Raw genomic sequence first — 26011 nt, 5'->3', positions numbered from 1 at the left:
CCCCCTCCCGACGGGAGAGGGAGTATGTTCACAGGCCCGGTAGCGTGCCACCGGGCATTACACGGCTCAGAACTGGGCTTCTTCCGTCGATCCCGTTAAGGCGGTGACGGAGGAGGTGCCCCCCTGGATGATAGTGGTCACGTTATCGAAGTAACCGGTCCCGACCTCCTGCTGATGCGAAACGAAGGTATAGCCCTCTTTACCGGCAGCAAATTCCGGCTGCTGCACCTTCTCAACGTAATGCTTCATGCCTTCACCCTGCGCGTAGGCATGCGCCAGGTCGAACATGTTGAACCACATGCTGTGAATGCCAGCCAGCGTGATGAACTGATATTTGTAGCCCATGTCGGACAGTTGCTGCTGGAAGCTGGCGATGGTTTTATCGTCCAGTTTCTTCTGCCAGTTGAAGGACGGCGAGCAGTTATAGGCCAGCAGTTTGCCCGGATATTTGGCGTGGATAGCATCGGCAAAGCGTTTTGCCAGCGCCAGGTCCGGCGTGGAGGTTTCGCACCAGACCAGGTCCGCATACGGTGCATATGCCAGCCCACGGCTGATCGCCTGTTCAATGCCAGCATGGGTACGATAAAACCCTTCGCTGGTGCGTTCACCGGTAATGAACTCGCTGTCGTAAGGATCGCAGTCAGAAGTGATCAGGTCAGCCGCATCCGCATCGGTACGGGCAATCACCAGCGTGGGTACGCCGAGCACGTCAGCCGCCAGACGCGCCGCAACCAGCTTCTGAATCGCTTCCTGGGTTGGGACAAGGACTTTCCCGCCCATGTGTCCGCATTTCTTCACTGACGCGAGCTGGTCTTCGAAGTGAACGGCCGCTGCACCGGCCTCAATCATCGATTTCATCAGCTCAAAGGCGTTCAGCACGCCGCCGAATCCCGCTTCCGCATCCGCGACGATTGGCAGAAAATAGTCAATAAAACGCGGATCGTTTGGCTCAATGCCTGCCGCCCACTGGATCTGATCCGCACGGCGGAAGGTGTTGTTGATCCGATCCACCACGGTTGGTACCGAGTTTGCCGGATAGAGCGACTGATCCGGATACATGCTGGAGGCCAGGTTGGCGTCCGCCGCAACCTGCCAGCCGGAAAGATAGATGGCTTCGATGCCGGCTTTCGCCTGCTGCAGGGCCTGGCCGCCAGTCAGCGCGCCGAGGCTATTGATGTAACCTTTTTTGGCACCGCCGTGCAGCAGATCCCACATTTTCGCCGCGCCGCGCTGCGCCAGGGTACATTCCGGGTTGACCGAGCCACGCAATTTCACCACCTCTTCCGCGCTATACGGGCGGCGGATGCCTTCCCAGCGAGGTTGGGTCCACTCTTTCTTCAATTCTTCGATTTGTTGGGTACGGGTTTTCATGTGCAGATGCTCCATATTGTTGTGGGGTGAATTACGCCAGGAAGCGGTAGCCCGGCAGGGTCAGGAAGTCGATTAAGTCATCGGATGTGGTGATTTGCTCCATCAGGCGTGCGGCGTCATCAAAACGTCCGCTGCTGAAGCGGTGTTCACCCAGTTCGTCCTGGATCACCCGCATCTCTTCGGCCAGCATCTGACGGAACAGGGATTTGGTCACCGGCTTGCCGTTGCTGAGCGTTTTTTGATGGTGGATCCACTGCCAGATTGAGGTACGAGAGATTTCGGCGGTAGCGGCATCTTCCATCAGGCCGTAGATCGGCACGCAGCCGTTACCGGAGATCCACGCTTCAATGTACTGGACGGCTACGCGGATATTGGCGCGCATGCCCTCTTCCGTACGCTCGCCCGCACACGGTGCCAGCAGGTGTTCTTCAGCCGTTGGGGCATCCTCATCACGCGTCACAAACAGCTGGTTTTTGTTCTCACCGAGTACGCGGTTGAAGACGTCCATTGCCGTATCCGCCAGACCCGGATGCGCGATCCACGTTCCGTCATGGCCATTTCGTGCTTCAAGCTCTTTATCGGCTTTCACCTTGTTGAGCACCTGATTGTTACGTTCAGCATCTTTGCTTGGGATAAATGCCGCCATTCCCCCCATCGCAAAGGCCCCACGCTTGTGGCAGGTCTTAATCAACAGGCGTGAGTAGGCACTCAGGAACGGTTTATCCATGGTGACAACCTGGCGATCCGGTAGTACACGATCGGGATGATTTTTCAGGGTCTTGATGTAGCTGAAGATGTAATCCCAGCGTCCACAGTTCAGCCCAACAATATGGTCGCGCAGCGCATGCAGAATTTCGTTCATCTGGAACACGGCAGGCAGCGTTTCAATCAGCAGGGTGGCTTTAATGGTGCCGCGCGGCAGGTTGAAACGATCTTCCGTGAAGCTAAACACTTCACTCCACCAGGCCGCTTCCTGCCAGGCCTGTGTTTTCGGCAGATAGAAATAGGGGCCGCTGCCTTTTGCCAGCAGATTCTTGTGGTTGTGGAAGAAATAGAGGGCGAAGTCAAACAGACTGCCCGGAATGGCTTCGCCACGCCAGGTGACATGCTTTTCAGGCAGATGCAGTCCACGTACGCGACAGATCAGAACCGCCGGATTGGGTTTCAGTTGATAGATTTTGCCGGCTTCGTTGGTATAGCTGATGGTGCCATTTACGGCATCGCGCAGATTGATTTGCCCGTCGATGACCTTATGCCAGTCCGGCGCCAGTGAGTCCTCAAAATCTGCCATAAAGACTTTTACGTTCGCGTTCATGGCGTTGATCACCATTTTGCGCTCCACCGGGCCGGTGATTTCGACGCGCCGATCCTGTAAATCATCCGGAATGCCGCGGATTTTCCACTCACCACGGCGAATGGAAGCGGTTTCCGAAATAAACCCAGGCAACTTGCCATCATCAATTTCCTGCTGCTGATGAATGCGTGCCGCCAGCAGCTTATTGCGCGTTGGCGTAAAGCGGGTCACCAGTTCGGTCAGGAATTCGACAGCGTCTGCTGTCAAAATTTGCTGTTCTTGCTCGCCATGCGGCTGGGTAAAGGCCAGTTCATCGACCGTCGTTGCCTGTTGAGTCATTACTCTGCTCCTCATCAAAGATCCAAAATCACGCCCCCGATGCGAACGAAAGATCGTTGTGTAGTTTTCGCTCAGCAGAATTAAGACTATCTATATTTTTTCCAAAATCAAAAACAATTTCCATTTTAATTATTAAATGCATTTAACGCATTGATTAATATGAAATTAAAGTTTTATTGTTTGTTGAGTGACATTTCGGAAATGAAAAAGGCACCCGAAGGTGCCTGATGTGAATAGCTGAAACGCTTTAGGATCGTTTAGTGCAGAAGATTACTCCAGCGTTGGATTCATGTGGCGCAGATCGTATGGTGTGATCTGGTAGACGTAATAGTTGAGCCAGTTCGTAAACAGCAAATTCCCGTGGCTACGCCAGGTGGCTCTCGGTTTGTTCTGTGGATCGTTTTTGGGGAAATAGTTGTACGGAACGTCCGGATTCAGACCGGCTTCAACGTCACGGAAATACTCCGACGCGAGGGTGTTCGGATCGTACTCAGGATGGCCGGTAACAAAGGCAATGCGCTTGTCTTTACTGGCAAACAGGTAAGCATCCCCGTCTTCGGTTTCGGCCAGGATATCGAGATCGGTGTAATCACGAATCAGCTGTGCCGGAAAATCGGCGTAGCGCGAGTGTGGGGCCAGGAAGGAGTCATCGAACCCGCGCGTCAACAGGGCGTGAGGTTGAACAAGGTGGTGCTCGTAAACACCTGAAAGCTTCTCAGTGCGGGTTTGTTTGGGGATCCCATAGAGGATATTCAGGGCGGCTTGCACCGCCCAACAAACAAACAGCGTGGACGTGACGTGATCTTTAGCCCACTCCAGTACCTGTTTGATCTGCGGCCAGTAGGCAACATCATTAAATTCGACCAGGCCCAGCGGTGCACCGGTCACAATCAGCCCATCGAAGTTTTCGTCGCGAATGTCGTCGAAGTTACAGTAAAAATTATTCAGATGCTCAGAAGGCGTATTTCGCGACTCACGGGCATCGATTCGCAGCAGCTGGATATCAACCTGCAGCGGCGAGTTCGAAAGCAAACGCAGGAACTGGTTCTCTGTTTCGATCTTTTTCGGCATCAGATTGAGAATAAGCACCTTCAGTGGGCGAATTTCCTGACCTGTAGCGCGTGAAGTCGTCATCACAAAGACGTTTTCATCACGTAAGAAATTGACGGCTGGTAGCTCGTCCTGCACCCGAATCGGCATAACCTCATATCCTCGCAGCATACGTATAAACGTTTAGACATCCAGACAGCTAACGATACCCAGAAACAGGCTGAATGTCGAGTCTGCAAGCGGAAGGTGAGAAAGTTTCAAGGAGGAAGTAAGAAGCCCCAAAGCAAAAAACCCCGCACCATACGGTACGGGGTTCTTTTAATTGATGCCTGGCAGTTCCCTACTCTCACATGGGGAGACCCCACACTACCATCGGCGCTACGGCGTTTCACTTCTGAGTTCGGCATGGGGTCAGGTGGGACCACCGCGCTAAAGCCGCCAGGCAAATTCTGTTAATCTGTATCAGCTGAAAATCGTCTCTCATCGCCAAAACATCTTCGGCGTTGTAAGGTTAAGCCTCACGGTTCATTAGTATCGGTTAGCTCAACGCATCGCTGCGCTTACACACCCGACCTATCAACGTCGTAGTCTTCAACGTTCCTTCAGGAGACTTAAAGTCTCAGGGAGAACTCATCTCGGGGCAAGTTTCGTGCTTAGATGCTTTCAGCACTTATCTCTTCCGCATTTAGCTACCGGGCAGTGCCATTGGCATGACAACCCGAACACCAGTGATGCGTCCACTCCGGTCCTCTCGTACTAGGAGCAGCCCCCCTCAATTCTCCAGCGCCCACGGCAGATAGGGACCGAACTGTCTCACGACGTTCTAAACCCAGCTCGCGTACCACTTTAAATGGCGAACAGCCATACCCTTGGGACCTACTTCAGCCCCAGGATGTGATGAGCCGACATCGAGGTGCCAAACACCGCCGTCGATATGAACTCTTGGGCGGTATCAGCCTGTTATCCCCGGAGTACCTTTTATCCGTTGAGCGATGGCCCTTCCATTCAGAACCACCGGATCACTATGACCTGCTTTCGCACCTGCTCGAGCCGTCACTCTCGCAGTCAAGCTAGCTTATGCCATTGCACTAACCTCCTGATGTCCGACCAGGATTAGCTAACCTTCGTGCTCCTCCGTTACTCTTTGGGAGGAGACCGCCCCAGTCAAACTACCCACCAGACACTGTCCGCAACCCGGATCACGGGTCTACGTTAGAACACCAGCCATTAAAGGGTGGTATTTCAAGGTTGGCTCCACGCAGACTGGCGTCCACGCTTCAAAGCCTCCCACCTATCCTACACATCAAGGACCAGTGTTCAGTGTCAAGCTATAGTAAAGGTTCACGGGGTCTTTCCGTCTTGCCGCGGGTACACTGCATCTTCACAGCGAGTTCAATTTCACTGAGTCTCGGGTGGAGACAGCCTGGCCATCATTACGCCATTCGTGCAGGTCGGAACTTACCCGACAAGGAATTTCGCTACCTTAGGACCGTTATAGTTACGGCCGCCGTTTACCGGGGCTTCGATCAAGAGCTTCGCGTTGCCGCTAACCCCATCAATTAACCTTCCGGCACCGGGCAGGCGTCACACCGTATACGTCCACTTTCGTGTTTGCACAGTGCTGTGTTTTTAATAAACAGTTGCAGCCAGCTGGTATCTTCGACTGATTTCAGCTCCACCCGCAGGGGCTTCACCTACATATCAGCGTGCCTTCTCCCGAAGTTACGGCACCATTTTGCCTAGTTCCTTCACCCGAGTTCTCTCAAGCGCCTTGGTATTCTCTACCTGACCACCTGTGTCGGTTTGGGGTACGATTTGATGTTACCTGATGCTTAGAGGCTTTTCCTGGAAGCAGGGCATTTGTTACTTCAGCACCGTAGTGCCTCGTCATCACACCTCAGCGTTAACAAGGAACCGGATTTACCTGGAACCTCCGCCTACATGCTTAAACCGGGACAACCGTCGCCCGGCTAACATAGCCTTCTCCGTCCCCCCTTCGCAGTAACACCAAGTACAGGAATATTAACCTGTTTCCCATCGACTACGCCTTTCGGCCTCGCCTTAGGGGTCGACTCACCCTGCCCCGATTAACGTTGGACAGGAACCCTTGGTCTTCCGGCGAGCGGGCTTTTCACCCGCTTTATCGTTACTTATGTCAGCATTCGCACTTCTGATACCTCCAGCACCCCTCACAGGACACCTTCAACGGCTTACAGAACGCTCCCCTACCCAACAACACATAGTGTCGCTGCCGCAGCTTCGGTGCATGGTTTAGCCCCGTTACATCTTCCGCGCAGGCCGACTCGACCAGTGAGCTATTACGCTTTCTTTAAATGATGGCTGCTTCTAAGCCAACATCCTGGCTGTCTGTGCCTTCCCACATCGTTTCCCACTTAACCATGACTTTGGGACCTTAGCTGGCGGTCTGGGTTGTTTCCCTCTTCACGACGGACGTTAGCACCCGCCGTGTGTCTCCCGTGATAACATTCTTCGGTATTCGTAGTTTGCATCGGGTTGGTAAGCCGGGATGGCCCCCTAGCCGAAACAGTGCTCTACCCCCGAAGATGAATTCACGAGGCGCTACCTAAATAGCTTTCGGGGAGAACCAGCTATCTCCCGGTTTGATTGGCCTTTCACCCCCAGCCACAAGTCATCCGCTAATTTTTCAACATTAGTCGGTTCGGTCCTCCAGTTAGTGTTACCCAACCTTCAACCTGCCCATGGCTAGATCACCGGGTTTCGGGTCTATACCCTGCAACTTAACGCCCAGTTAAGACTCGGTTTCCCTTCGGCTCCCCTATACGGTTAACCTTGCTACAGAATATAAGTCGCTGACCCATTATACAAAAGGTACGCAGTCACCCCATAAAAGAGGCTCCCACTGCTTGTACGTACACGGTTTCAGGTTCTTTTTCACTCCCCTCGCCGGGGTTCTTTTCGCCTTTCCCTCACGGTACTGGTTCACTATCGGTCAGTCAGGAGTATTTAGCCTTGGAGGATGGTCCCCCCATATTCAGACAGGATACCACGTGTCCCGCCCTACTCTTCGAGTTCACAGCCTGTGTGCTTTCGTGTACGGGACTGTCACCCTGTACCGTGCGACTTTCCAGACGCTTCCACTAACACACAAGCTGATTCAGACTCTGGGCTGCTCCCCGTTCGCTCGCCGCTACTGGGGGAATCTCGGTTGATTTCTTTTCCTCGGGGTACTTAGATGTTTCAGTTCCCCCGGTTCGCCTCGTTAACCTATGTATTCAGTTAACGATAGTGTGTCGGAACACACTGGGTTTCCCCATTCGGACATCGCCGGGTCAAAGGTTCATATCACCTCGCCGGCGCTTTTCGCAGATTAGCACGTCCTTCATCGCCTCTGACTGCCAGGGCATCCACCGTGTACGCTTAGTCGCTTAACCTCACAACCCGAAGATGTTTCTTTCGATTCATCACCGGTTTGCGAAAATTTGAGAGACTCGAACACACATAACATGTGTGTCGTTTCAATTTTCAGCTTGATCCAGATTTTTAAAGAGCAAAATTTCACAATGCACTTCGCAGTACATTTTGAAATTTATCATTCATCAGACAATCTGTGTGAGCACTACAAAGGCAGGTTCTTTAAGGTAAGGAGGTGATCCAACCGCAGGTTCCCCTACGGTTACCTTGTTACGACTTCACCCCAGTCATGAATCACAAAGTGGTAAGCGCCCTCCCGAAGGTTAAGCTACCTACTTCTTTTGCAACCCACTCCCATGGTGTGACGGGCGGTGTGTACAAGGCCCGGGAACGTATTCACCGTAGCATTCTGATCTACGATTACTAGCGATTCCGACTTCATGGAGTCGAGTTGCAGACTCCAATCCGGACTACGACGCACTTTATGAGGTCCGCTTGCTCTCGCGAGTTCGCTTCTCTTTGTATGCGCCATTGTAGCACGTGTGTAGCCCTACTCGTAAGGGCCATGATGACTTGACGTCATCCCCACCTTCCTCCAGTTTATCACTGGCAGTCTCCTTTGAGTTCCCGGCCGGACCGCTGGCAACAAAGGATAAGGGTTGCGCTCGTTGCGGGACTTAACCCAACATTTCACAACACGAGCTGACGACAGCCATGCAGCACCTGTCTCAGAGTTCCCGAAGGCACCAAAGCATCTCTGCTAAGTTCTCTGGATGTCAAGAGTAGGTAAGGTTCTTCGCGTTGCATCGAATTAAACCACATGCTCCACCGCTTGTGCGGGCCCCCGTCAATTCATTTGAGTTTTAACCTTGCGGCCGTACTCCCCAGGCGGTCGACTTAACGCGTTAGCTCCGGAAGCCACGCCTCAAGGGCACAACCTCCAAGTCGACATCGTTTACGGCGTGGACTACCAGGGTATCTAATCCTGTTTGCTCCCCACGCTTTCGCACCTGAGCGTCAGTCTTTGTCCAGGGGGCCGCCTTCGCCACCGGTATTCCTCCAGATCTCTACGCATTTCACCGCTACACCTGGAATTCTACCCCCCTCTACAAGACTCTAGCCTGCCAGTTTCGAATGCAGTTCCCAGGTTGAGCCCGGGGATTTCACATCCGACTTGACAGACCGCCTGCGTGCGCTTTACGCCCAGTAATTCCGATTAACGCTTGCACCCTCCGTATTACCGCGGCTGCTGGCACGGAGTTAGCCGGTGCTTCTTCTGCGGGTAACGTCAATTGCTGCGGTTATTAACCACAACACCTTCCTCCCCGCTGAAAGTACTTTACAACCCGAAGGCCTTCTTCATACACGCGGCATGGCTGCATCAGGCTTGCGCCCATTGTGCAATATTCCCCACTGCTGCCTCCCGTAGGAGTCTGGACCGTGTCTCAGTTCCAGTGTGGCTGGTCATCCTCTCAGACCAGCTAGGGATCGTCGCCTAGGTGAGCCGTTACCCCACCTACTAGCTAATCCCATCTGGGCACATCTGATGGCAAGAGGCCCGAAGGTCCCCCTCTTTGGTCTTGCGACGTTATGCGGTATTAGCTACCGTTTCCAGTAGTTATCCCCCTCCATCAGGCAGTTTCCCAGACATTACTCACCCGTCCGCCACTCGTCACCCGAGAGCAAGCTCTCTGTGCTACCGTTCGACTTGCATGTGTTAGGCCTGCCGCCAGCGTTCAATCTGAGCCATGATCAAACTCTTCAATTTAAGTTTGATGCTCGTGAATTAAACTTCGTAATGAATTACGTATGTTCACTCAGAGACTTGGTATTCATTTTTCGTCCGAGGACGTTAAGAATCCATGTCACTTTGAGTGCCCACACAGATTGTCTGATAAATTGTTAAAGAGCAGTTGCGACGCGGCTTACAGCTCACCGTCGCGAGGTGGCGTATATTACGCTTTCCTCTTTCAGAGTCAACCCTGATGTTCAGGATTTTTTCTCTTCAACCGACCGGGTTAACTGTGAAGTGATTCACATCCGCCGTGTCGATGGAGGCGCATTATAGGGAGTTCTCTGCAGGCCGCAACCGCTAAATGACAGAAAAATGACTGACTGCTGCATTCCCCAGCAAAACCCCGCCTTATACCCTTTTACACACAGACTTATCCACAGAGATACGAAAAAGTGAAAATTCGCGAGCGTTGCGCAAACGTTTTCGTTAAAATGCTCGCGCTTAACAAGGATGCCTCGTCAGGTGTGTTAGATGAGTTTTTCGCTGGAAAATTCATCTAACGCTCTCTGTAATCGTGAAATCCAGGGGATTTACCATGCAACAACGTCGTCCAGTCCGCCGCGCTCTGCTCAGTGTTTCTGATAAAGCCGGTATCGTCGAATTCGCTCAGGCACTTTCTGCACGCGGTGTGGAGCTGCTTTCTACAGGTGGTACCGCTCGCCTGTTAGCAGAGAAAGGTCTGCCGGTAACCGAAGTGTCCGATTACACCGGTTTTCCGGAAATGATGGATGGACGCGTCAAGACCCTGCACCCGAAGGTCCACGGCGGTATTCTTGGTCGTCGCGGCCAGGACGACGGCATTATGGAAAAGCATGATATCGCGCCAATCGACATGGTCGTCGTTAACCTCTACCCGTTCGCGCAGACCGTTGCCCGCGAAGGCTGCTCTCTGGAAGACGCCGTCGAAAACATTGATATCGGCGGCCCAACCATGGTGCGCTCAGCGGCTAAGAACCATAAAGATGTTGCCATCGTGGTGAAGAGCAGCGACTACAACACCATTATTAATGAGATGGATGCCAACGAAGGGTCGCTGACGCTGGAGACGCGTTTCGACCTCGCCATCAAAGCATTCGAGCACACCGCCGCGTACGACAGCATGATCGCCAACTACTTCGGTAGCCTGGTGCCTGCTTATCATGGCGAAAGCACTGAACCTTCCGGCCGCTTCCCGCGTACGCTGAACCTGAACTTCATTAAGAAGCAGGATATGCGTTACGGAGAGAACAGCCACCAGCAGGCTGCCTTCTATATAGAAGAAGAGGTAAAAGAAGCCTCTGTTGCGACCGCACAGCAGGTTCAGGGCAAGGCACTCTCCTATAACAACATCGCTGACACCGATGCAGCGCTCGAGTGCGTGAAAGCGTTCAGTGAACCCGCCTGCGTAATCGTGAAGCACGCGAACCCATGTGGCGTAGCGGTAAGCGCCTCCATTCTTGACGCCTATGATCGCGCGTATAAAACCGACCCTACCTCCGCATTCGGCGGCATTATCGCCTTCAACCGCGAGCTGGACGCTGACACAGCACAGGCCATCATCTCCCGTCAGTTTGTCGAAGTGATCATCGCTCCTTCTGCATCCGACGAAGCCCTGAAAATCACCGCGGCAAAACAGAACGTGCGCGTACTGGTGTGCGGCCAGTGGGCTGAGCGCGTACCGGGTCTGGACTTCAAACGCGTGAACGGCGGTCTGCTGGTTCAGGATCGCGATCTGGGCATGGTCACCGCGGGCGATCTGCGCGTCGTGACGAAACGCCAGCCTACCGAGCAGGAACTGCGTGACGCGCTGTTCTGCTGGAAGGTTGCGAAGTTCGTGAAATCCAACGCGATTGTCTATGCAAAAGAGAACATGACCATCGGAATAGGCGCAGGCCAGATGAGCCGCGTTTACTCCGCGAAAATTGCCGGTATCAAAGCGGCCGATGAAGGTCTGGAAGTGAAAGGCTCGGCAATGGCCTCTGACGCCTTCTTCCCGTTCCGTGACGGTATCGACGCTGCTGCGGCAGTGGGCATTACCTGTGTTATCCAGCCTGGCGGCTCAATCCGTGACGACGAAGTCATTGCCGCTGCTGACGAACACGGCATTGCGATGATCTTCACCGACATGCGTCACTTCCGCCATTAATCCACGGAGCAGAAAATGAAAGTATTAGTCATTGGTAATGGCGGGCGCGAGCACGCTCTGGCGTGGAAAGCGGCCCAGTCGCCGCAGGTGAAAACCGTCTTTGTGGCACCGGGTAATGCCGGTACTGCGCTGGAACCCACGTTACAGAACGTCGCTATCGGCGTGACCGATATCCCGGCCCTGTTGAGCTTTGCTCAGCAGGAGAAAATCGATTTGACCATCGTGGGTCCGGAAGCGCCGCTGGTGATTGGCGTCGTTGACGCCTTCCGGGCTGCTGGCCTGCAAATCTTCGGCCCAACGGAAGGGGCTGCACAGCTGGAAGGTTCGAAAGCCTTCACCAAAGATTTCCTCGCACGTCATAACATCCCGACGGCGGAATATCAGAATTTCACCGAAGTAGAGCCAGCCCTGGCTTACTTACGTGAAAAAGGTGCGCCTATCGTTATCAAAGCCGACGGTCTGGCCGCCGGTAAAGGCGTTATCGTGGCGATGACGCTCGAGGAAGCCGAAGCCGCGGTTCAGGATATGCTGGCAGGCAACGCCTTTGGCGATGCGGGCCATCGCATCGTGATTGAAGAGTTCCTTGACGGTGAAGAGGCGAGCTTTATCGTGATGGTCGACGGCGAGCATGTTCTGCCGATGGCCACCAGCCAGGATCATAAACGCGTTGGCAATGCAGATACCGGGCCGAACACCGGCGGTATGGGCGCTTACTCCCCTGCCCCTGTGGTCACTGACGAAGTGCATCAGCGCACCATGGACCGCATTATCTGGCCAACCGTCAAAGGCATGGCTGCTGAAGGTAATACTTACACCGGTTTCCTCTATGCAGGCCTGATGATCGACAAGCAGGGCAATCCGAAGGTGATTGAGTTCAACTGCCGCTTCGGCGATCCGGAAACACAGCCAATCATGCTGCGCATGAAATCTGACCTGGTGGAACTGTGTCTTGCCGCCTGTGAAGGTAAGCTGGATGAGAAAACGTCTGAGTGGGATGAACGTGCTTCTCTGGGCGTGGTGATTGCTGCGGGGGGTTATCCGGGTAATTACAATACCGGTGATGAGATTCACGGTTTACCGCTGGAAGAAGTAGAAGGCGCGAAGGTATTCCACGCCGGCACGAAGCTGTCTGACGACGATCGCGTGCTGACCAATGGCGGCCGTGTACTGTGTGCGACCGCGCTGGGTCACACCGTTGCAGAAGCACAGAAGCGTGCCTATGCGCTGATGGCAGATATTCACTGGAACGGTAGCTTTAGCCGCCAGGATATCGGCTATCGCGCAATTGCGCGTGAGCAGGGCGAGTAATTCTTCAGCCAGCCCCTCTCCCGTCAGGGAGAGGGGACGTCACTCAAAAACTCTTTTCTGTCGGCTGCCAGGTGCAGAAGTCTTCGTTCGCGACCAGCAGCAGTTGAGAACCTTCCGGCGCTTCCAGCCACGCCACACTCACTTCCATTGATGAATGCCGCTGACGGCGCTCAATATGTTCGGTTGCCCAGGCTTCAAGCTCAGGCTTAACGGTTTGCCCTTCGCAGGTTGTTACCGTGCCATCGGCATGCCAGCGCCCCTGGCGCAGCACAACGCGTCCCTGACGCAGCGCATCGCTGGTCTGGCGGATTTGTTCGGCAAGATAACGATAGAGTGCGACTTGATCGCTGGAAAGCTGCTGTTTTTGACCGCTGACTTCCCGCTGCATAAAGCTCAGCTCACCATGGTCATCAAAACGCACTTTCACATGTTTGGGGGTCTTGCTGTAGACATTCAGTTCTATCAGCGACAGGTCATCGCCCTGCCAGCGATACTCCGCGGTCGACGTATTGCCGTTATGCCACGGACTGAAAGCAGAAAGCAGATGCACTTCGCCGCCAGAATCTTTGCGCCAGATCCTCACCGCACCCTGGTTGTCAGCGTAGCCGCTGGCGGTAAACGGTGGCAGAGAGGTGTCGTGGCTACAGGCGGACAGAAACATCACGCCCGCCAGCGCGAAAAGACCACGCCAGACAGACAAAAGGGGCGTTGCCGCCCCTTCGTTAAAACTGTTCACTGCCACGCGTCTTACTTAACAGCGTCTTTCAGTGCTTTACCAGAAACAAATGCCGGCACGTTAGCTGCGGCGATTTTGATTTCTTTACCGGTCTGCGGGTTGCGGCCAGTACGCTCAGCGCGGTGGTTCACTTTGAAGGTACCGAAACCAACCAGTTGTACAGCATCACCTTCTTTCAGAGACTCAGTAATAGCAGCCAGGGTAGATTCCAGAGCAGCTTTAGCCTGCACTTTAGACAGATCAGCCTTGTCCGCAATTACATCAATCAGTTGAGTCTTGTTCATAAGTTATCCTTTCAATGTGTTTATCGCTTGCTAAGCATCGAGTGCGACGAAAATGCCAAAAAAGCACTCTCCTGCATACACGCACCGATAGCCACTTTTTTTCGCCCCCCAAATGTAGACCAGACAAGGGGCGAAAGGGAAGAGTCGAGGAGCGACAAAACGAGCGTTATATCAAGTTTTGTTGTCTCATTGGTTAAAAATTATACCAATATTGCTCTCACCAGCCTCACGTAAGTCCGCACGGAGCCCTTTTATCAGCTCAATATCGCGTTCTTCACACTCTGCCAGCAGGCGGAAAATTTCCCACTGGATATCCCATTCCTGCTCAACCGCGGGGTTCACTCGCAGCTCTTCGTCGGTCATTTCCCGACCTTCCTGGGTCATTTCCAGCATCGCGACGGTCGTAATGGATGCCTTGCTGACTTCGATAGCATGCTCCAGGGTTTCACCGCTCAGACGGGAATGAATCAGTTCGCTTAATGCCACGCAGGCATCAATGGCCGGATAGACACCATACAGGTCGTAGTCATCCGCAGCCGGGATCGCCTCTTCAAGCTTTTCAAGCTGAGAGTCGAAGTTCACCTTAGCGTCTTTGACCGTCAGCGTCTCCCAGATTAAATCCAGGATGCGGCGATAAATCTGCCCTTCACCAAAGCCTGTCTGCTTGCAGAACGCGGCATAGTTGGGATACATGCGCTCGCACAGGCAAGCCATAAAAGTCACGTGCTGCCAGCTTTCCAGCTTCTCAAGGCGCAGATGAATCGGGTTTTGTAGCATGATGAGGTCTCGAATCGAAAATTAGCCGCAGTTTACCTGAATCATCACTGAATTTCTTGCCAACGCGTAAAAGCCGGACGCCCTGACGCTACCGCATCAGCCCAGCGGGTGGGCTCCGGTAAGCGATACCCTTTCATGCAGCGCTGCACCCACGCCAGCGCACTGTCCGTGCTCACCCGATGCCCGGTGGCGATAAACAGGGGGTTACAACGCGCTTTACTGCGCCAGACCCACGCCAGTTGCTCACCCTTATCGATGAGAGGTGCCAGCGCGCCTGGCTCGGCGGAGAGCGGCTCAAACGCACCGCACAGGCGTTTTTTAGCCACACCAATGGTGGGGACATCCACCAGCAGCCCAAAATGGCTGGCGACACCTAAGCGGCGCGGATGAGAGATACCATGGCCGTCGACAAACAGCAGGTCGGGTTTTTGCGAGAGTTGCTCCCACGCTGCCAGCAGCGCGGGATATTCACGAAATGAGAGAAAGCCAGGAATGTACGGCATGGTGGTGGCGATACGCGCCACCTTGTACTCCACCAGTTCCAGCGAGGGATACTTCAGCAGCACCATTGCCGCCCGCGTCACTTCACCTCCCTGCTCAAACCCCACATCTGCTCCGCCAATGTACTGCGGCGGGTCTGTGTCCAGACGATCCTCACGGATCACGGATGAGGCCAGTTCTATCTGTTGAGCGCGTAATGACGCGAGATCCATAACCACTCCTTACTGATGATAATGTGCAGAAAGTCGGTGCACCGCCTCCACAAACGCGCCAGCGTGTTCTGGCGGTACATCCTGATGAATACCGTGCCCGAGGTTGAACACGTGTCCTTCGCCCTGACCGAAACCAGCAAGAATGGAGGCCACCTCTTCCTCAATACGGGCAGGCTGAGCATAGAGCATAGACGGGTCCATGTTGCCCTGCAGCGCCACTTTGTCACCCACGCGACGGCGCGCATCGGCAATATCGGTTGTCCAGTCGAGACCCAACGCGTCACAGCCGGTTGCGGCCATGGCTTCCAGCCACTGCCCGCCGCCTTTGGTGAACAGCGTCACCGGTACCCGGCGACCTTCGTTTTCACGCAGCAGGCCATCGACGATTTTATGCATGTAATACAGCGAGAACTGCTGGTAATCGCGCCCGGTCAGCACGCCGCCCCAGGTATCGAAAATCATCACCGACTGCGCGCCTGCTTTAATCTGCGCGTTAAGATAGAGTGTGACGCTCTTCGCCAGCTTGTCGAGCAGCGTATGCAGCGCCTGTGGCTCCGCGTACATCATCTTTTTAATGACGGTAAAGGCTTTGCTGCTGCCACCTTCCACCATATAGGTCGCCAGCGTCCACGGGCTGCCTGAGAAGCCAATCAGCGGCACTTCGCCTTTCAGTTCACGGCGAATTGTGCGCACGGCGTTCATCACATACCCCAGCTCCTGCTCAGGATCCGGTACCGGCAGCTTATCAACGTCGGCTTTGCTTTTGATCGGGGAGGTGAAACGCGGACCTTCACCGGTTTCGAAATAGAGCCCAAGGCCCATGGCATCCGGAATGGTCAGAATGTCCGAAAAGAGAATAGCGGCATCCAGCGGGTAGCGGCGCAGCGGCTGGAGCGTCACTTCGCAGGCCAGCTCGGCATTTTTGCACAGCGACATAAAATCACCCGCCTGCGCACGCGTGGCTTTGTACTCTGGCAGATAGCGCCCCGCCTGGCGCATCATCCACACCGGGGTGACATCAACGGGCTGGCGCAGCAGCGCACGCAGATAACGATCGTTCTTCAGTTCGGTCATTTTGCAGTTCCTTATTGCGTCAGTCCGTGAGTGTAACACTACTCATACTCGGCCCGACACATTGCCACGGTATCTTCTATCAGCCGACGGGCTACCGTTCCCGGCGGGGGTAACAGTGGCAAATCGTCATAACGGTACCAGTTCGCGTCCAGCAGCTCTTTCTGGTCGATAACAATCTCACCGCTATCGTATTCGGCCATAAACGCCGTCATCAGCGACTGCGGGAACGGCCACGGCTGAGACGTCACGTAACGCAGGTTCTTCACCCGGATCCCGCTCTCTTCCATTACTTCACGCGCCACCGCCTGCTCCAGCGTTTCGCCCACTTCAACGAACCCGGCAAGAACAGTATGAATGCCGTTGCGATGGCGGGTATGTTGCGCCAGCAGGATGTAATCGTCTCGCCGGATAGCGACGATAATGCACGGCGCAATCTGCGGATAATAGCGTTCACGGCAGTGGCTGCAGAGCATGGCCCACTCGGTTTTGCTCGGGTGCATGGTATGCCCGCAGTATCCGCAGTATTTATGCGATCGGTAAAACTCGGCCAGCTGCACGCCACGGCCTGCCAGCTGGAACAGGCCCACATCGAGATCCAGCACCTGACGAACAGATCCCATGTCCTGGCGGCGAGGCTGCTGGATCAACCACACCGGCTCCCCTTGCCACTCGCCGATCTTCAGTGCAGGCTGACCAACGAGATCGAAACGATCGGCAGTGCCATGGGGTATTTCCCCACCGGGCAGCCATAATTTTTGTTCGTGACTGACAATCCACCAACCCAGATCTGATTTTTCAATAATACGATCCATATCTATTGCACTACCTTCGCTTCACTGACATGTTGTTAGCATTGTGGTTACATTTTGGATAAGCAGAATCAATTCTAAACCTTGCGGAGTCGAACATGTTAAACCAGCTAGAAAGCCTGACTGAGCGCGTTAGAGGAAGTAACAAACTGGTGGATCGCTGGCTACATGTGCGCAAGCATCTACTCGTGGCTTATTACAATCTGGTCGGTATTAAGCCTGGCAAAGAATCGTTTATGCGGCTGAATGAAAAAGCGCTGGATGATTTTTGTCAGAGCCTGGTCGACTACCTGTCCGACGGCCATTTCAATATTTATGAACGCATTATCCGCGAAATGGAAGGCACTAGCCCGTATTTAACGGCATCCAAACTCTACCCGCTGCTGGAAGCCAATACCCAGCAGATCATGAATTACTACGATTCCACCCTCGAGAACGCCATCGATCACGACAACTACCTTGAGTTTCAACAGGCGCTGTCCGATCTCGGCGAAGCGCTGGAAGAGCGATTCTCGCTGGAAGATAAGCTGATCGCCCTCGTACTGGATAACGATTCTAAGGCCAGCAACGAAGATAACATCGCGCGGCCTGCTTGAGTTCTTAATCGTTAACGAGTAGTTTACAAACATTCGCCCCTCTCAGGAGGGGGTATTACACGAAATCATTCATGCGATAGCGTGAACGATGGCGTGTAAATTTCTTGTCGGAGTGCCCAGTGTGAAAGCACGGGCTGAGACCGTTAATTCGGGATCCGCGGAACCTGATCAGGCTAATACCTGCGAAGGGAACAAGAGTAAAACTGCTGTAGTATCGCCCCCGGGCGATCTCCTCTTGCTTCATCCGTCGTCTGACAAGCCATGTCCTTCACTTTTGGAATGAGCTATGTCTACTACTAAACTGACCCGCCGCGAACAGCGCGCACACGCCCAACACTTCATCGACACCCTGGAAGGCACCGCTTTCCCGAACTCTAAGCGTATTTACATCACCGGCTCTCAGGCGGGTATCCGCGTTCCGATGCGCGAAATCCAGCTTAGCCCGACGCTTCTTGGCGGCAGCAAAGAAAACCCGCAGTATGAAGACAACGAAGCCGTGCCAGTCTACGACACGTCTGGCCCGTACGGCGATCCTGATGTGGCCATTAACGTGCAGCAGGGTCTGGCAAAACTGCGCCAGCGCTGGATTGACGCGCGTAACGACTGCGAAGAACTGACGGTTCGCAGCTCTGCCTACACCAACGAGCGTCTGGCCGACGACGGCCTGGACGAACTGCGCTTCGCGGGCCTGCTGACGCCGAAACGTGCGAAAGCGGGCAAATGCGTTACCCAGCTGCACTATGCGCGTCAGGGGATCGTCACCCCGGAGATGGAGTTTATCGCCATCCGTGAAAACATGGGCCGTGAGCGCATCCGTAGCGAAGTACTGCGCCACCAGCATCCGGGCGAAGGTTTCGGTGCCCGCCTGCCGGAAAACATCACCCCGGAGTTTGTGCGCGATGAAGTGGCCGCTGGCCGCGCGATTATCCCCGCCAACATCAATCACCCGGAATCCGAACCGATGATTATCGGCCGCAACTTCCTGGTGAAGGTCAACGCCAATATCGGTAACTCCGCGGTCACCTCCTCCATCGAAGAAGAGGTCGAGAAGCTGGTCTGGTCAACGCGCTGGGGCGCGGACACGGTAATGGATCTCTCCACCGGGCGTTATATCCACGAAACCCGCGAGTGGATCCTGCGTAACAGCCCGGTGCCTATCGGAACGGTGCCGGTCTATCAGGCGCTGGAGAAAGTGAACGGTATCGCTGAAAACCTCACCTGGGAAGCGTTCCGCGACACGCTGCTGGAGCAGGCTGAACAGGGTGTAGACTACTTCACCATCCACGCGGGGGTGCTGCTGCGCTACGTGCCGATGACCGCGAAGCGTCTGACCGGCATTGTCTCGCGCGGGGGCTCAATCATGGCGAAGTGGTGTCTGTCTCATCATCAGGAAAACTTCCTCTACGAACACTTCCGCGAGATCTGCGAAATCTGTGCCGCTTACGACGTCTCGCTGTCGCTGGGCGACGGCCTGCGCCCTGGTTCCATTCGTGATGCCAACGACGAAGCGCAGTTTGCCGAACTGCACACGCTGGGCGAGCTGACCAAAATCGCCTGGGAGTATGACGTGCAGGTGATGATTGAAGGCCCGGGCCATGTCCCCATGCAGATGATCCGCCGCAATATGACGGAAGAACTGGAGCACTGCCATGAAGCACCATTCTATACCCTGGGGCCGTTGACCACCGATATTGCCCCGGGTTACGACCACTTCACCTCCGGAATTGGTGCGGCGATGATCGGCTGGTTCGGTTGCGCCATGCTCTGCTATGTGACGCCAAAAGAGCACCTCGGTCTGCCCAACAAAGAGGACGTGAAGCAGGGGCTTATCACCTACAAAATTGCCGCCCACGCTGCGGACCTGGCGAAAGGCCATCCGGGCGCGCAAATTCGCGATAACGCGATGTCGAAGGCCCGCTTTGAATTCCGCTGGGAAGATCAGTTTAACCTCGCGCTCGACCCGTTTACCGCCCGCGCCTATCACGACGAAACCCTGCCGCAGGAGTCCGGCAAAGTGGCCCATTTCTGCTCCATGTGTGGGCCAAAATTCTGCTCGATGAAGATCAGCCAGGAAGTGCGTGACTACGCCGCCGCGCAAACCATTGAAGTGGGCATGGCGGATATGTCAGAAACCTTCCGCGCGAAAGGCGGCGAAATCTACCTCAAAAAAGAGGAGGCGTAATGTACCAGCCCGATTTCCCACCCGTGCCCTTTCGTTTGGGGCTCTACCCGGTGGTGGACAGCGTGGAGTGGATTGCCCGCCTGCTGGAGGCAGGTGTACGCACGCTACAGCTGCGCATCAAAGATAAACGCGATGAGGAGGTGGAAAACGATGTCGCCGCCGCCATCGCGCTGGGGCGTCGGTATCACGCCCGCCTGTTTATCAACGACTACTGGCGACTGGCGATAAAGTACCAGGCCTACGGCGTGCATCTGGGTCAGGAGGACCTGGAGACCACAGACCTGAATGCCATCCGGGAAGCCGGTTTGCGCCTGGGTGTCTCGACCCATGACGATATGGAGATTGACGTGGCACTGGCGGCACACCCTTCGTACATTGCGCTTGGACACGTCTTCCCGACGCAAACTAAACAGATGTCCTCCGCGCCACAAGGGCTGGCACAGCTGGCGGCTCACGTGAAGCGTCTTGCGCAATACCCGACCGTGGCCATCGGCGGGATTAGCCTTGAACGCGCGCCGGCCGTGCTGGATACCGGTGTCGGCAGTATCGCCGTCGTCAGTGCCATCACCCAGGCCGCAGACTGGCAGGCCGCCACCCGGCAGCTCTTACAACTGGCAGGAGCAGGCGATGAATGATCGTGACTTTATGCGCTATAGCCGCCAGCTCCTGCTGGAGGATATCGCCATCGACGGGCAGCAAAAGCTACTCGCCAGCCGGGTTTTGATTGTCGGGCTGGGCGGATTAGGCGCGCCTGCCGCGCTCTATCTGGCCGGTGCAGGCGTGGGCACGCTGGTACTGGCCGATGACGACGAGGTGCATCTTAGCAACCTGCAGCGTCAAATCCTCTTTACCACCGAGGATATCAACCAGCCCAAAGTACACATTACCCGCCAGCGCCTGAACCAGCTGAACCCGGATATTGAGCTCATTGCGTGTCAGGAGCGGCTCAGCGGCGACAATCTGCTCCGAGAAGTCGCCCTGGCCGACGTGGTGCTGGACTGCACCGACAATATGGCAACCCGCCAGGCGATCAACGCCGCCTGTGTCGCAAAAAATACGCCGCTTATCACCGCCAGCGCGGTGGGATTCGGCGGGCAGATGATGGTCCTGACACCGCCGTGGGCGCAGGGCTGCTATCGCTGTCTGTGGCCAGACGATGCTGAGCCAGAGCGTAACTGTCGCACCGCGGGCATTCTTGGCCCGGTTGTGGGGGTGATGGGTACCCTGCAGGCGCTCGAGGCCATCAAGCTGCTCAGCGGAATGGAGACCGAGCGCAACATGTTGCGGTTATTTGACGCCCGCTCCAGCGGATGGCGTCATCTGGCGTTACACCGTGCCAGCCACTGCCCGGTATGCGGAGGCGGCAATGCGCATTCTGTTTAACGATGAGCCGATGAAATGCGAGGACGGGCTCACCGTTGCCGTGCTGCTCGATAAGCTTCGCCAGCTCAAGCCGGGAACGGCGCTGGCGCTCAATCAACAGATCCTGCCGCGCGAGCAGTGGGAACATCAGCAGGTCAGTGAAGGCGACCAGATCCTGCTGTTTCAGGTTATCGCAGGGGGCTGAGATGTTACGTATTGCCGATAAAGTCTTTGATTCACATCTGTTTACCGGAACCGGGAAATTCGCATCACCCCAGCTGATGGTCGATGCCATCCGTGAAAGCGGCAGCCAGCTGGTCACGCTGGCGTTAAAGCGCGTGGATCTGCGCCATCACAGTGATGCCATTCTGGCGCCTTTACTGGAAGCTGGCGTCACGCTACTGCCAAATACTTCCGGCGCGAAAACGGCCGAAGAGGCCATTTTCGCCGCCCAACTGGCGCGTGAAGCGCTCGGCACACGCTGGCTGAAGCTGGAAATTCACCCGGATGCTCGCTGGCTGTTGCCCGACCCGATCGAGACGCTGAAAGCGGCAGAAAAGCTGGTACAACAAGGGTTCATCGTTCTGCCTTACTGCGGTGCCGATCCGGTACTCTGCAAACGTCTGGAAGATGTTGGCTGCGCCGCCGTTATGCCGCTGGGCGCGCCTATTGGCTCCAACCAGGGGCTGGAAACCCGGGCAATGCTGGAGATCATCATTGAGCAGGCCACCGTGCCGGTGGTGGTGGATGCGGGTATTGGTGTACCAAGCCATGCCGCGCAGGCGCTGGAGATGGGGGCGGACGCGGTGCTGGTAAACACGGCCATCGCGGTTGCCGACGATCCGGTCATGATGGCGCGCGCGTTTCGCATGGCGGTGGAGGCTGGCCTGCTGGCACGGCAATCAGGCCCTGGCTCACGCAGTTTTCAGGCGCAGGCCACCAGCCCGCTGACCGGTTTTCTGGAGGCAATCTCATGACCACCTTTACCGACCGCTGGCGGCAGCTTAACTGGGACGACATTGCCCTGCGCATCAACAGCAAAACGCCGGTCGACGTCGAGCGCGCACTGAATGCACGCCATCTGACCCGCGACGATTTAATGGCCCTGCTCTCCCCTGCGGCCAGCGCTTACCTGGAACCGATGGCCCAGCGCGCCCAGCGTCTCACCCGACAGCGCTTTGGCAACACGGTGAGCTTTTACGTCCCGCTCTATCTCTCAAACCTGTGCGCCAATGACTGTACCTACTGCGGCTTCTCCATGAGCAACCGCATTAAGCGTAAGACGCTTGATAAGGAGGAGATCGCGCGCGAGTGTGCGGCTATCCGGGAAATGGGCTTCGAGCATCTCCTGCTGGTCACTGGTGAGCACCAGGGCAAAGTCGGAATGGACTATTTCCGCCAGCACCTTCCTGCCATTCGTCGTCAGTTCGCCTCGTTGCAGATGGAAGTGCAGCCCCTGTCGCAGGATGAGTATGCGGAGCTCAAAACGCTCGGACTGGATGGAGTGATGGTCTATCAGGAAACGTACCACGAAGCGACCTACGCCCGGCATCACCTGAAGGGCAAGAAACAGGACTTCTTCTTCCGCCTTGAAACACCGGACAGGCTCGGACGTGCCGGGATCGACAAAATTGGTCTTGGTGCGCTGATTGGGCTTTCCGATAGCTGGCGCGTGGATTGTTATATGGTGGCGGAACATCTGTTGTGGCTTCAGCAGCACTACTGGCAGAGCCGCTACTCCATCTCCTTCCCCCGGCTGCGCCCGTGTGCTGGCGGGATTGAACCGGCCTCACTCATGGACGAGCGCCAGCTGGTACAAACGATCTGCGCGTTTCGCCTGCTTGCCCCGGAGGTTGAATTATCGCTCTCAACACGTGAATCACCGGCGTTCCGCGACCGCGTGATCCCGCTTGCGATAAACAACGTGAGCGCATTTTCCAAAACACAGCCGGGCGGTTACGCCGATGATCACCCTGAACTGGAGCAGTTTGCCCCGCATGATGGACGACGTCCGGAAACGGTCGCCGCGGCCCTGAGCGCGCAGGGGCTGCAGCCGGTCTGGAAAGACTGGGACAGCTGGCTGGGAAGAGTCTCGCAATTACGCTGAAACATACTGCAACTCCGCAGAAATAAAACGAGGCGCCACGGAGAGTCACAACCGGATGATTGTCAGCTATCGTCCGGTTTTTTATTGTCATGTGGTCAGCAACGGACGCTGACCAGGGCGAAAAGCTTCTTCCTCGTTTCGCCCTGCCTCTGACTTATCGTGCACACTGAATTTCTGATTTTATGAGTAATTTCTTAGCCATTCTTAAGATAAATCATCTCGTCTGAAATCGTGTTCCGTATAATTCACAGCTAACCGCAGGACTGCGACTATGCTGAGAGGATATCGGCAGACGAAAAGCATTCACCCTCAGGAATGATGTACAACTCATGGCACTTCACAGCAAAAAACTCTCTTTTACCCGGCCAATAATGGCCAGCTTCGCGGGGATACTGTGCAGTTTTGCACTGATCGCTGTCGTGGTTACGCTTTCGCAACGAAAGGATTTTCTTGAGGATTATCATAAAATTAATGGTAATTTCACGCATAATCTGGCGGTTAACTATACCGAATCAATGTTACGTGAAAACGACTATATTCTTGGTCGTTCTGCGATGTACTTTTCCCGCAACGAGATACTGAATGAGACGCTGAACGTCAACCCGACGCAAGGGTTGCAGATGTTGATGCATTTGCAAAACCTGATGCCGACCGTGTCATCCATCTCGCTGGCCGACACGGAGGGGCATTATTTGCACGTTCCAGAAGCGCCTCCCACGGAAAAGAGTAAAAACGTCGATCCGCGGACGCGCCCGTGGTTTGTCGCCCACGCGGAAGCCAGTATTTTCAGCCATTATACCCACCCTTATATGGACTACTTTACCGGGCATCCAACGGTCACGCTTTATAAGCCGTTGATTTCAACAGAAGGCAGACTCAAGGGAACGCTCGCCTTTCATCTTGATTTGGCGTCGATGGGGTATACCCTTCGACAGATGGTGGCTCCTGTACAAGGGGAATTCTTCGTCGTCGAGCGCGACGGAACCGTGGTGCTTCATCCTGACACGGGCGCGCTGTTCAAAAAATACGTGAGCGAAGCGCTGATGGACAAAATGACCAGCGGCGAGGGTCATTTATACGACCGGAAAAGTAAAACCTGGTATTACTACTACTCCTTCACTAACCCGGATTGGTTTGTCATCTACCGGGTCTCTGGCGCGACCCTGACGGATATTACCCGCCACGAAACCACTATCGTTGGCTGGGGATTTGCACTGGCGGCGATTATTATCATTCTCTTCGGTTTGTACCTTCGCCATGCCTCGCGTACCGTGCTGATGCATATTATCAACGCCATCAAAACTGGCGACGTCAGCCAGGCACCGCGTCTGGAAGCGATGCTGAGTCATACCATCCAGTCGAATAAAGAGCGTGAGATGGCATATGTCCGCCAGGCAACCCACGATGCGCTAACAGGCTGCAAAAACCGCCGCGCGTTCGATACCGATGTGGAAGAGTTAATGGCGGCTCAACAGCCTTTCGCACTGGCGCTGGTGGACATCGATAACTTCAAATCAATCAACGATACCTGGGGCCACCTTAGCGGCGATATTGTCCTGCGTAACGTGGCGCGTGAAGGGATCCAGATCATGCAACCGCACCACATCTCGGTGTACCGGTATGGTGGAGAAGAGTTTGCGGTGGTCTTCGAGGCTGCGCAAATTGCTAATGCAATCTCGTTGCTGGAAGCGTGGCGTACCACCATTGAAAAACGTGTCTGGCGCGAAGAAAACCTGCAGGTCACGTTCAGTGCAGGCCTGGGGGAATGGCATTTCGAACCGCTGGAGCAATTTGTCGGGAGCGTGGATAACGCACTTTACAGCGCAAAACAACAGGGTAAAAACCGCATCCTTCAGACCTCCATCCGTTAATTTCTTCCCTCCCACGCTGTCCGTTTCGACGGGCAGCGTGCGCTTTCATGCAAAATTGTAACCGGTTTCAGAAAATCACCCATTTCTTTGTGATGCCTGACACACAATCGCGGTAAAGCGGTTGTTGAAGCGGTCTGCACGGGATAATTATCAATAAACACATGTAGATCGAGGCTGATTATGAAGAACATCGTTTTATGCTGTGCAGCGGGAATGTCAACCAGCATGCTGGTTCAACGTATGAAAGACGCCGCGCAGAAAAAAGGGGTTGAAGTCACCATTAAAGCCGTTCCGGTTGCGGAGTTTAAAGATAATATCGCGACGGCTGACATCGTATTGCTGGGGCCACAGGTTAAATACGAGCAGGCTAAACTTCAGGCGCAGGCCGATCCGCTGGGTAAAAAGGTCGCGGTTATCGACATGATGGATTACGGCATGATGAAAGGTGATGTCGTCCTGGAAAAAGCGCTTAAATTACTGGAGTGACCCGTGGAAGATTTAGAAACAACGATCATGGAACTGCTGGTCAACGCGGGAGCAGCGCGCAGTGCTGCCCTTACGGCGTTGCAGATGGCCCGTAAAGGTGACTTTGACGAAGCCGAAAAGGCGATGGAAGAGTCGCGTGAATACGTGAAACATGCCCACACCATCCAGACGCAGCTGATTGGTCTTGATGAAGGGACCGGAAAGCTGCCGGTTAACCTGATCACCGTCCACTCTCAGGATCACCTGATGAACGCGATGGTCATTCAGGACCTGGCGGGCGATATGATTGAGCTGTATCGTCGGCTACCGCTGATAAACTGAAAAATATGCAGACATAAA

At 54.9% G+C, this 26011-nt stretch carries 20 protein-coding genes, 3 rRNA genes, 2 pseudogenes and 1 riboswitch; of the genes and pseudogenes, 13 read left to right on the top strand and 12 right to left on the bottom strand.

Features of this window, described 5'->3' with window-relative positions; all coding sequences use genetic code 11:
* Positions 1–66: 66 nt before the first annotated feature.
* From aceA to HV242_RS01140, 6 genes are all read right to left on the bottom strand, one after another.
* On the bottom strand, positions 67–1371 hold the full coding sequence (aceA, locus tag HV242_RS01165; RefSeq protein WP_020882864.1) for an isocitrate lyase: 1305 nt from the start codon (positions 1369–1371) through the stop codon (positions 67–69).
* Between the two features lie 31 nt (positions 1372–1402).
* Positions 1403–3004, bottom strand: a complete 1602-nt coding sequence (gene aceB / locus HV242_RS01160) for a malate synthase A (RefSeq protein ID WP_032681929.1) — start codon at positions 3002–3004, stop codon at positions 1403–1405.
* A 270-nt stretch (positions 3005–3274) separates the two neighbouring features.
* Positions 3275–4204: a homoserine O-acetyltransferase MetA gene (gene metA, locus HV242_RS01155; protein WP_014168174.1), complete on the bottom strand. Its 930-nt coding sequence runs from the start codon at positions 4202–4204 to the stop codon at positions 3275–3277.
* A 177-nt stretch (positions 4205–4381) separates the two neighbouring features.
* Positions 4382–4497: ribosomal RNA gene (gene rrf / locus HV242_RS01150) — 5S ribosomal RNA — on the bottom strand.
* A 64-nt stretch (positions 4498–4561) separates the two neighbouring features.
* A 23S ribosomal RNA gene (locus HV242_RS01145) occupies positions 4562–7467 on the bottom strand.
* A gap of 208 nt (positions 7468–7675) precedes the next feature.
* Positions 7676–9215 (bottom strand): 16S ribosomal RNA (locus tag HV242_RS01140).
* The 16S, 23S and 5S rRNA genes sit together here, the layout of an rRNA operon.
* A gap of 562 nt (positions 9216–9777) precedes the next feature.
* Here HV242_RS01140 and purH point away from each other — a divergent pair.
* Together purH and purD are read left to right on the top strand one after the other, a co-directional pair.
* Positions 9778–11367: a bifunctional phosphoribosylaminoimidazolecarboxamide formyltransferase/IMP cyclohydrolase gene (purH, locus tag HV242_RS01135; protein ID WP_044857198.1), complete on the top strand. Its 1590-nt coding sequence runs from the start codon at positions 9778–9780 to the stop codon at positions 11365–11367.
* 15 nt (positions 11368–11382) lie between these two features.
* Positions 11383–12675, top strand: a complete 1293-nt coding sequence (gene purD / locus HV242_RS01130; RefSeq protein ID WP_020882989.1) for a phosphoribosylamine--glycine ligase — start codon at positions 11383–11385, stop codon at positions 12673–12675.
* A gap of 43 nt (positions 12676–12718) precedes the next feature.
* On the opposite strand, the gene HV242_RS01125 is transcribed toward purD, so the two are convergent.
* The 5 genes from HV242_RS01125 to hemE all read right to left on the bottom strand — a co-directional run bounded on the left by HV242_RS01125 (position 12719) and on the right by hemE (position 16259).
* Positions 12719–13411 carry a DUF1481 domain-containing protein gene (locus tag HV242_RS01125; RefSeq protein ID WP_063858817.1) on the bottom strand — a complete coding sequence of 231 codons (693 nt, stop codon included), beginning with the start codon at positions 13409–13411 and terminating at the stop codon, positions 12719–12721.
* Positions 13412–13422: 11 nt separating this feature from the next.
* Positions 13423–13695, bottom strand: coding sequence for a nucleoid-associated protein HU-alpha (gene hupA / locus HV242_RS01120; RefSeq protein WP_002445246.1), 273 nt, complete (start codon positions 13693–13695; stop codon positions 13423–13425).
* 186 nt (positions 13696–13881) lie between these two features.
* Complete coding sequence (locus HV242_RS01115) at positions 13882–14472, bottom strand: YjaG family protein (RefSeq protein WP_014168169.1); 591 nt, start codon at positions 14470–14472, stop codon at positions 13882–13884.
* Positions 14473–14516: 44 nt separating this feature from the next.
* Complete coding sequence (nfi, locus tag HV242_RS01110) at positions 14517–15185, bottom strand: deoxyribonuclease V (RefSeq protein WP_025206412.1); 669 nt, start codon at positions 15183–15185, stop codon at positions 14517–14519.
* A gap of 9 nt (positions 15186–15194) precedes the next feature.
* A complete protein-coding gene (gene hemE, locus HV242_RS01105) occupies positions 15195–16259 on the bottom strand; it encodes a uroporphyrinogen decarboxylase (protein ID WP_020882986.1) in 1065 nt (354 codons plus the stop codon).
* Position 16260: 1 nt separating this feature from the next.
* Here hemE and HV242_RS24440 point away from each other — a divergent pair.
* A pseudogene (locus tag HV242_RS24440) lies at positions 16261–16350 on the top strand (hypothetical protein); the annotation flags it as partial.
* On the opposite strand, the pseudogene nudC reads toward HV242_RS24440, so the two are convergent.
* Positions 16319–17071, bottom strand: a pseudogene (gene nudC, locus HV242_RS01100) (NAD(+) diphosphatase); the annotation flags it as partial. The pseudogenes HV242_RS24440 and nudC sit on opposite strands and share 32 nt — an antisense overlap.
* A 95-nt stretch (positions 17072–17166) precedes the next feature.
* On the opposite strand from nudC, the gene HV242_RS01095 reads away from it, so the two are divergent.
* From HV242_RS01095 to HV242_RS01050, 10 genes are all read left to right on the top strand, one after another.
* Complete coding sequence (locus HV242_RS01095; RefSeq protein ID WP_014168165.1) at positions 17167–17664, top strand: Rsd/AlgQ family anti-sigma factor; 498 nt, start codon at positions 17167–17169, stop codon at positions 17662–17664.
* Between the two features lie 98 nt (positions 17665–17762).
* A riboswitch (TPP riboswitch) is annotated at positions 17763–17872 on the top strand.
* Positions 17873–17950: 78 nt separating this feature from the next.
* Positions 17951–19846 carry a phosphomethylpyrimidine synthase ThiC gene (gene thiC / locus HV242_RS01090; RefSeq protein WP_063858815.1) on the top strand — a complete coding sequence of 632 codons (1896 nt, stop codon included), beginning with the start codon at positions 17951–17953 and terminating at the stop codon, positions 19844–19846.
* Positions 19846–20481 (top strand): thiamine phosphate synthase, encoded by a 636-nt coding sequence (thiE, locus tag HV242_RS01085; RefSeq protein WP_063858814.1) that lies wholly within the window; start codon positions 19846–19848, stop codon positions 20479–20481. The genes thiC and thiE overlap by 1 nt, the downstream gene beginning before the upstream one ends.
* Positions 20474–21229, top strand: a complete 756-nt coding sequence (locus tag HV242_RS01080; protein WP_063858813.1) for a HesA/MoeB/ThiF family protein — start codon at positions 20474–20476, stop codon at positions 21227–21229. Before thiE ends, HV242_RS01080 begins: the two co-directional genes overlap by 8 nt.
* The gene (gene thiS, locus HV242_RS01075) at positions 21213–21413 is read left to right on the top strand and encodes a sulfur carrier protein ThiS (RefSeq protein WP_014168161.1); all 201 of its coding nucleotides are present in this window, start codon (positions 21213–21215) and stop codon (positions 21411–21413) included. The genes HV242_RS01080 and thiS overlap by 17 nt, the downstream gene beginning before the upstream one ends.
* 1 nt (position 21414) lies before the next feature.
* Positions 21415–22185, top strand: a complete 771-nt coding sequence (gene thiG, locus HV242_RS01070) for a thiazole synthase (protein ID WP_014168160.1) — start codon at positions 21415–21417, stop codon at positions 22183–22185.
* Positions 22182–23315, top strand: coding sequence for a 2-iminoacetate synthase ThiH (gene thiH / locus HV242_RS01065; RefSeq protein ID WP_063858812.1), 1134 nt, complete (start codon positions 22182–22184; stop codon positions 23313–23315). Before thiG ends, thiH begins: the two co-directional genes overlap by 4 nt.
* 329 nt (positions 23316–23644) lie before the next feature.
* Entirely contained in the window at positions 23645–25186 is a 1542-nt protein-coding gene (locus HV242_RS01060) for a sensor domain-containing diguanylate cyclase (protein WP_181616878.1), read from the top strand.
* Positions 25187–25366: 180 nt separating this feature from the next.
* Positions 25367–25672, top strand: coding sequence for a PTS sugar transporter subunit IIB (locus HV242_RS01055; protein ID WP_014068453.1), 306 nt, complete (start codon positions 25367–25369; stop codon positions 25670–25672).
* Between the two features lie 3 nt (positions 25673–25675).
* Positions 25676–25993, top strand: a complete 318-nt coding sequence (locus HV242_RS01050; RefSeq protein ID WP_014168157.1) for a PTS lactose/cellobiose transporter subunit IIA — start codon at positions 25676–25678, stop codon at positions 25991–25993.
* The last annotated feature ends 18 nt before the right edge of the window (positions 25994–26011 follow it).

The sequence above is a fragment of the Enterobacter sp. RHBSTW-00593 genome (assembly GCF_013784105.1).
Classification (GTDB): Bacteria; Pseudomonadota; Gammaproteobacteria; order Enterobacterales; family Enterobacteriaceae; genus Enterobacter; species Enterobacter ludwigii.
Note: the sequence above shows the minus strand (reverse complement) of the source record. Positions and strands in the feature narration are given on the sequence as shown.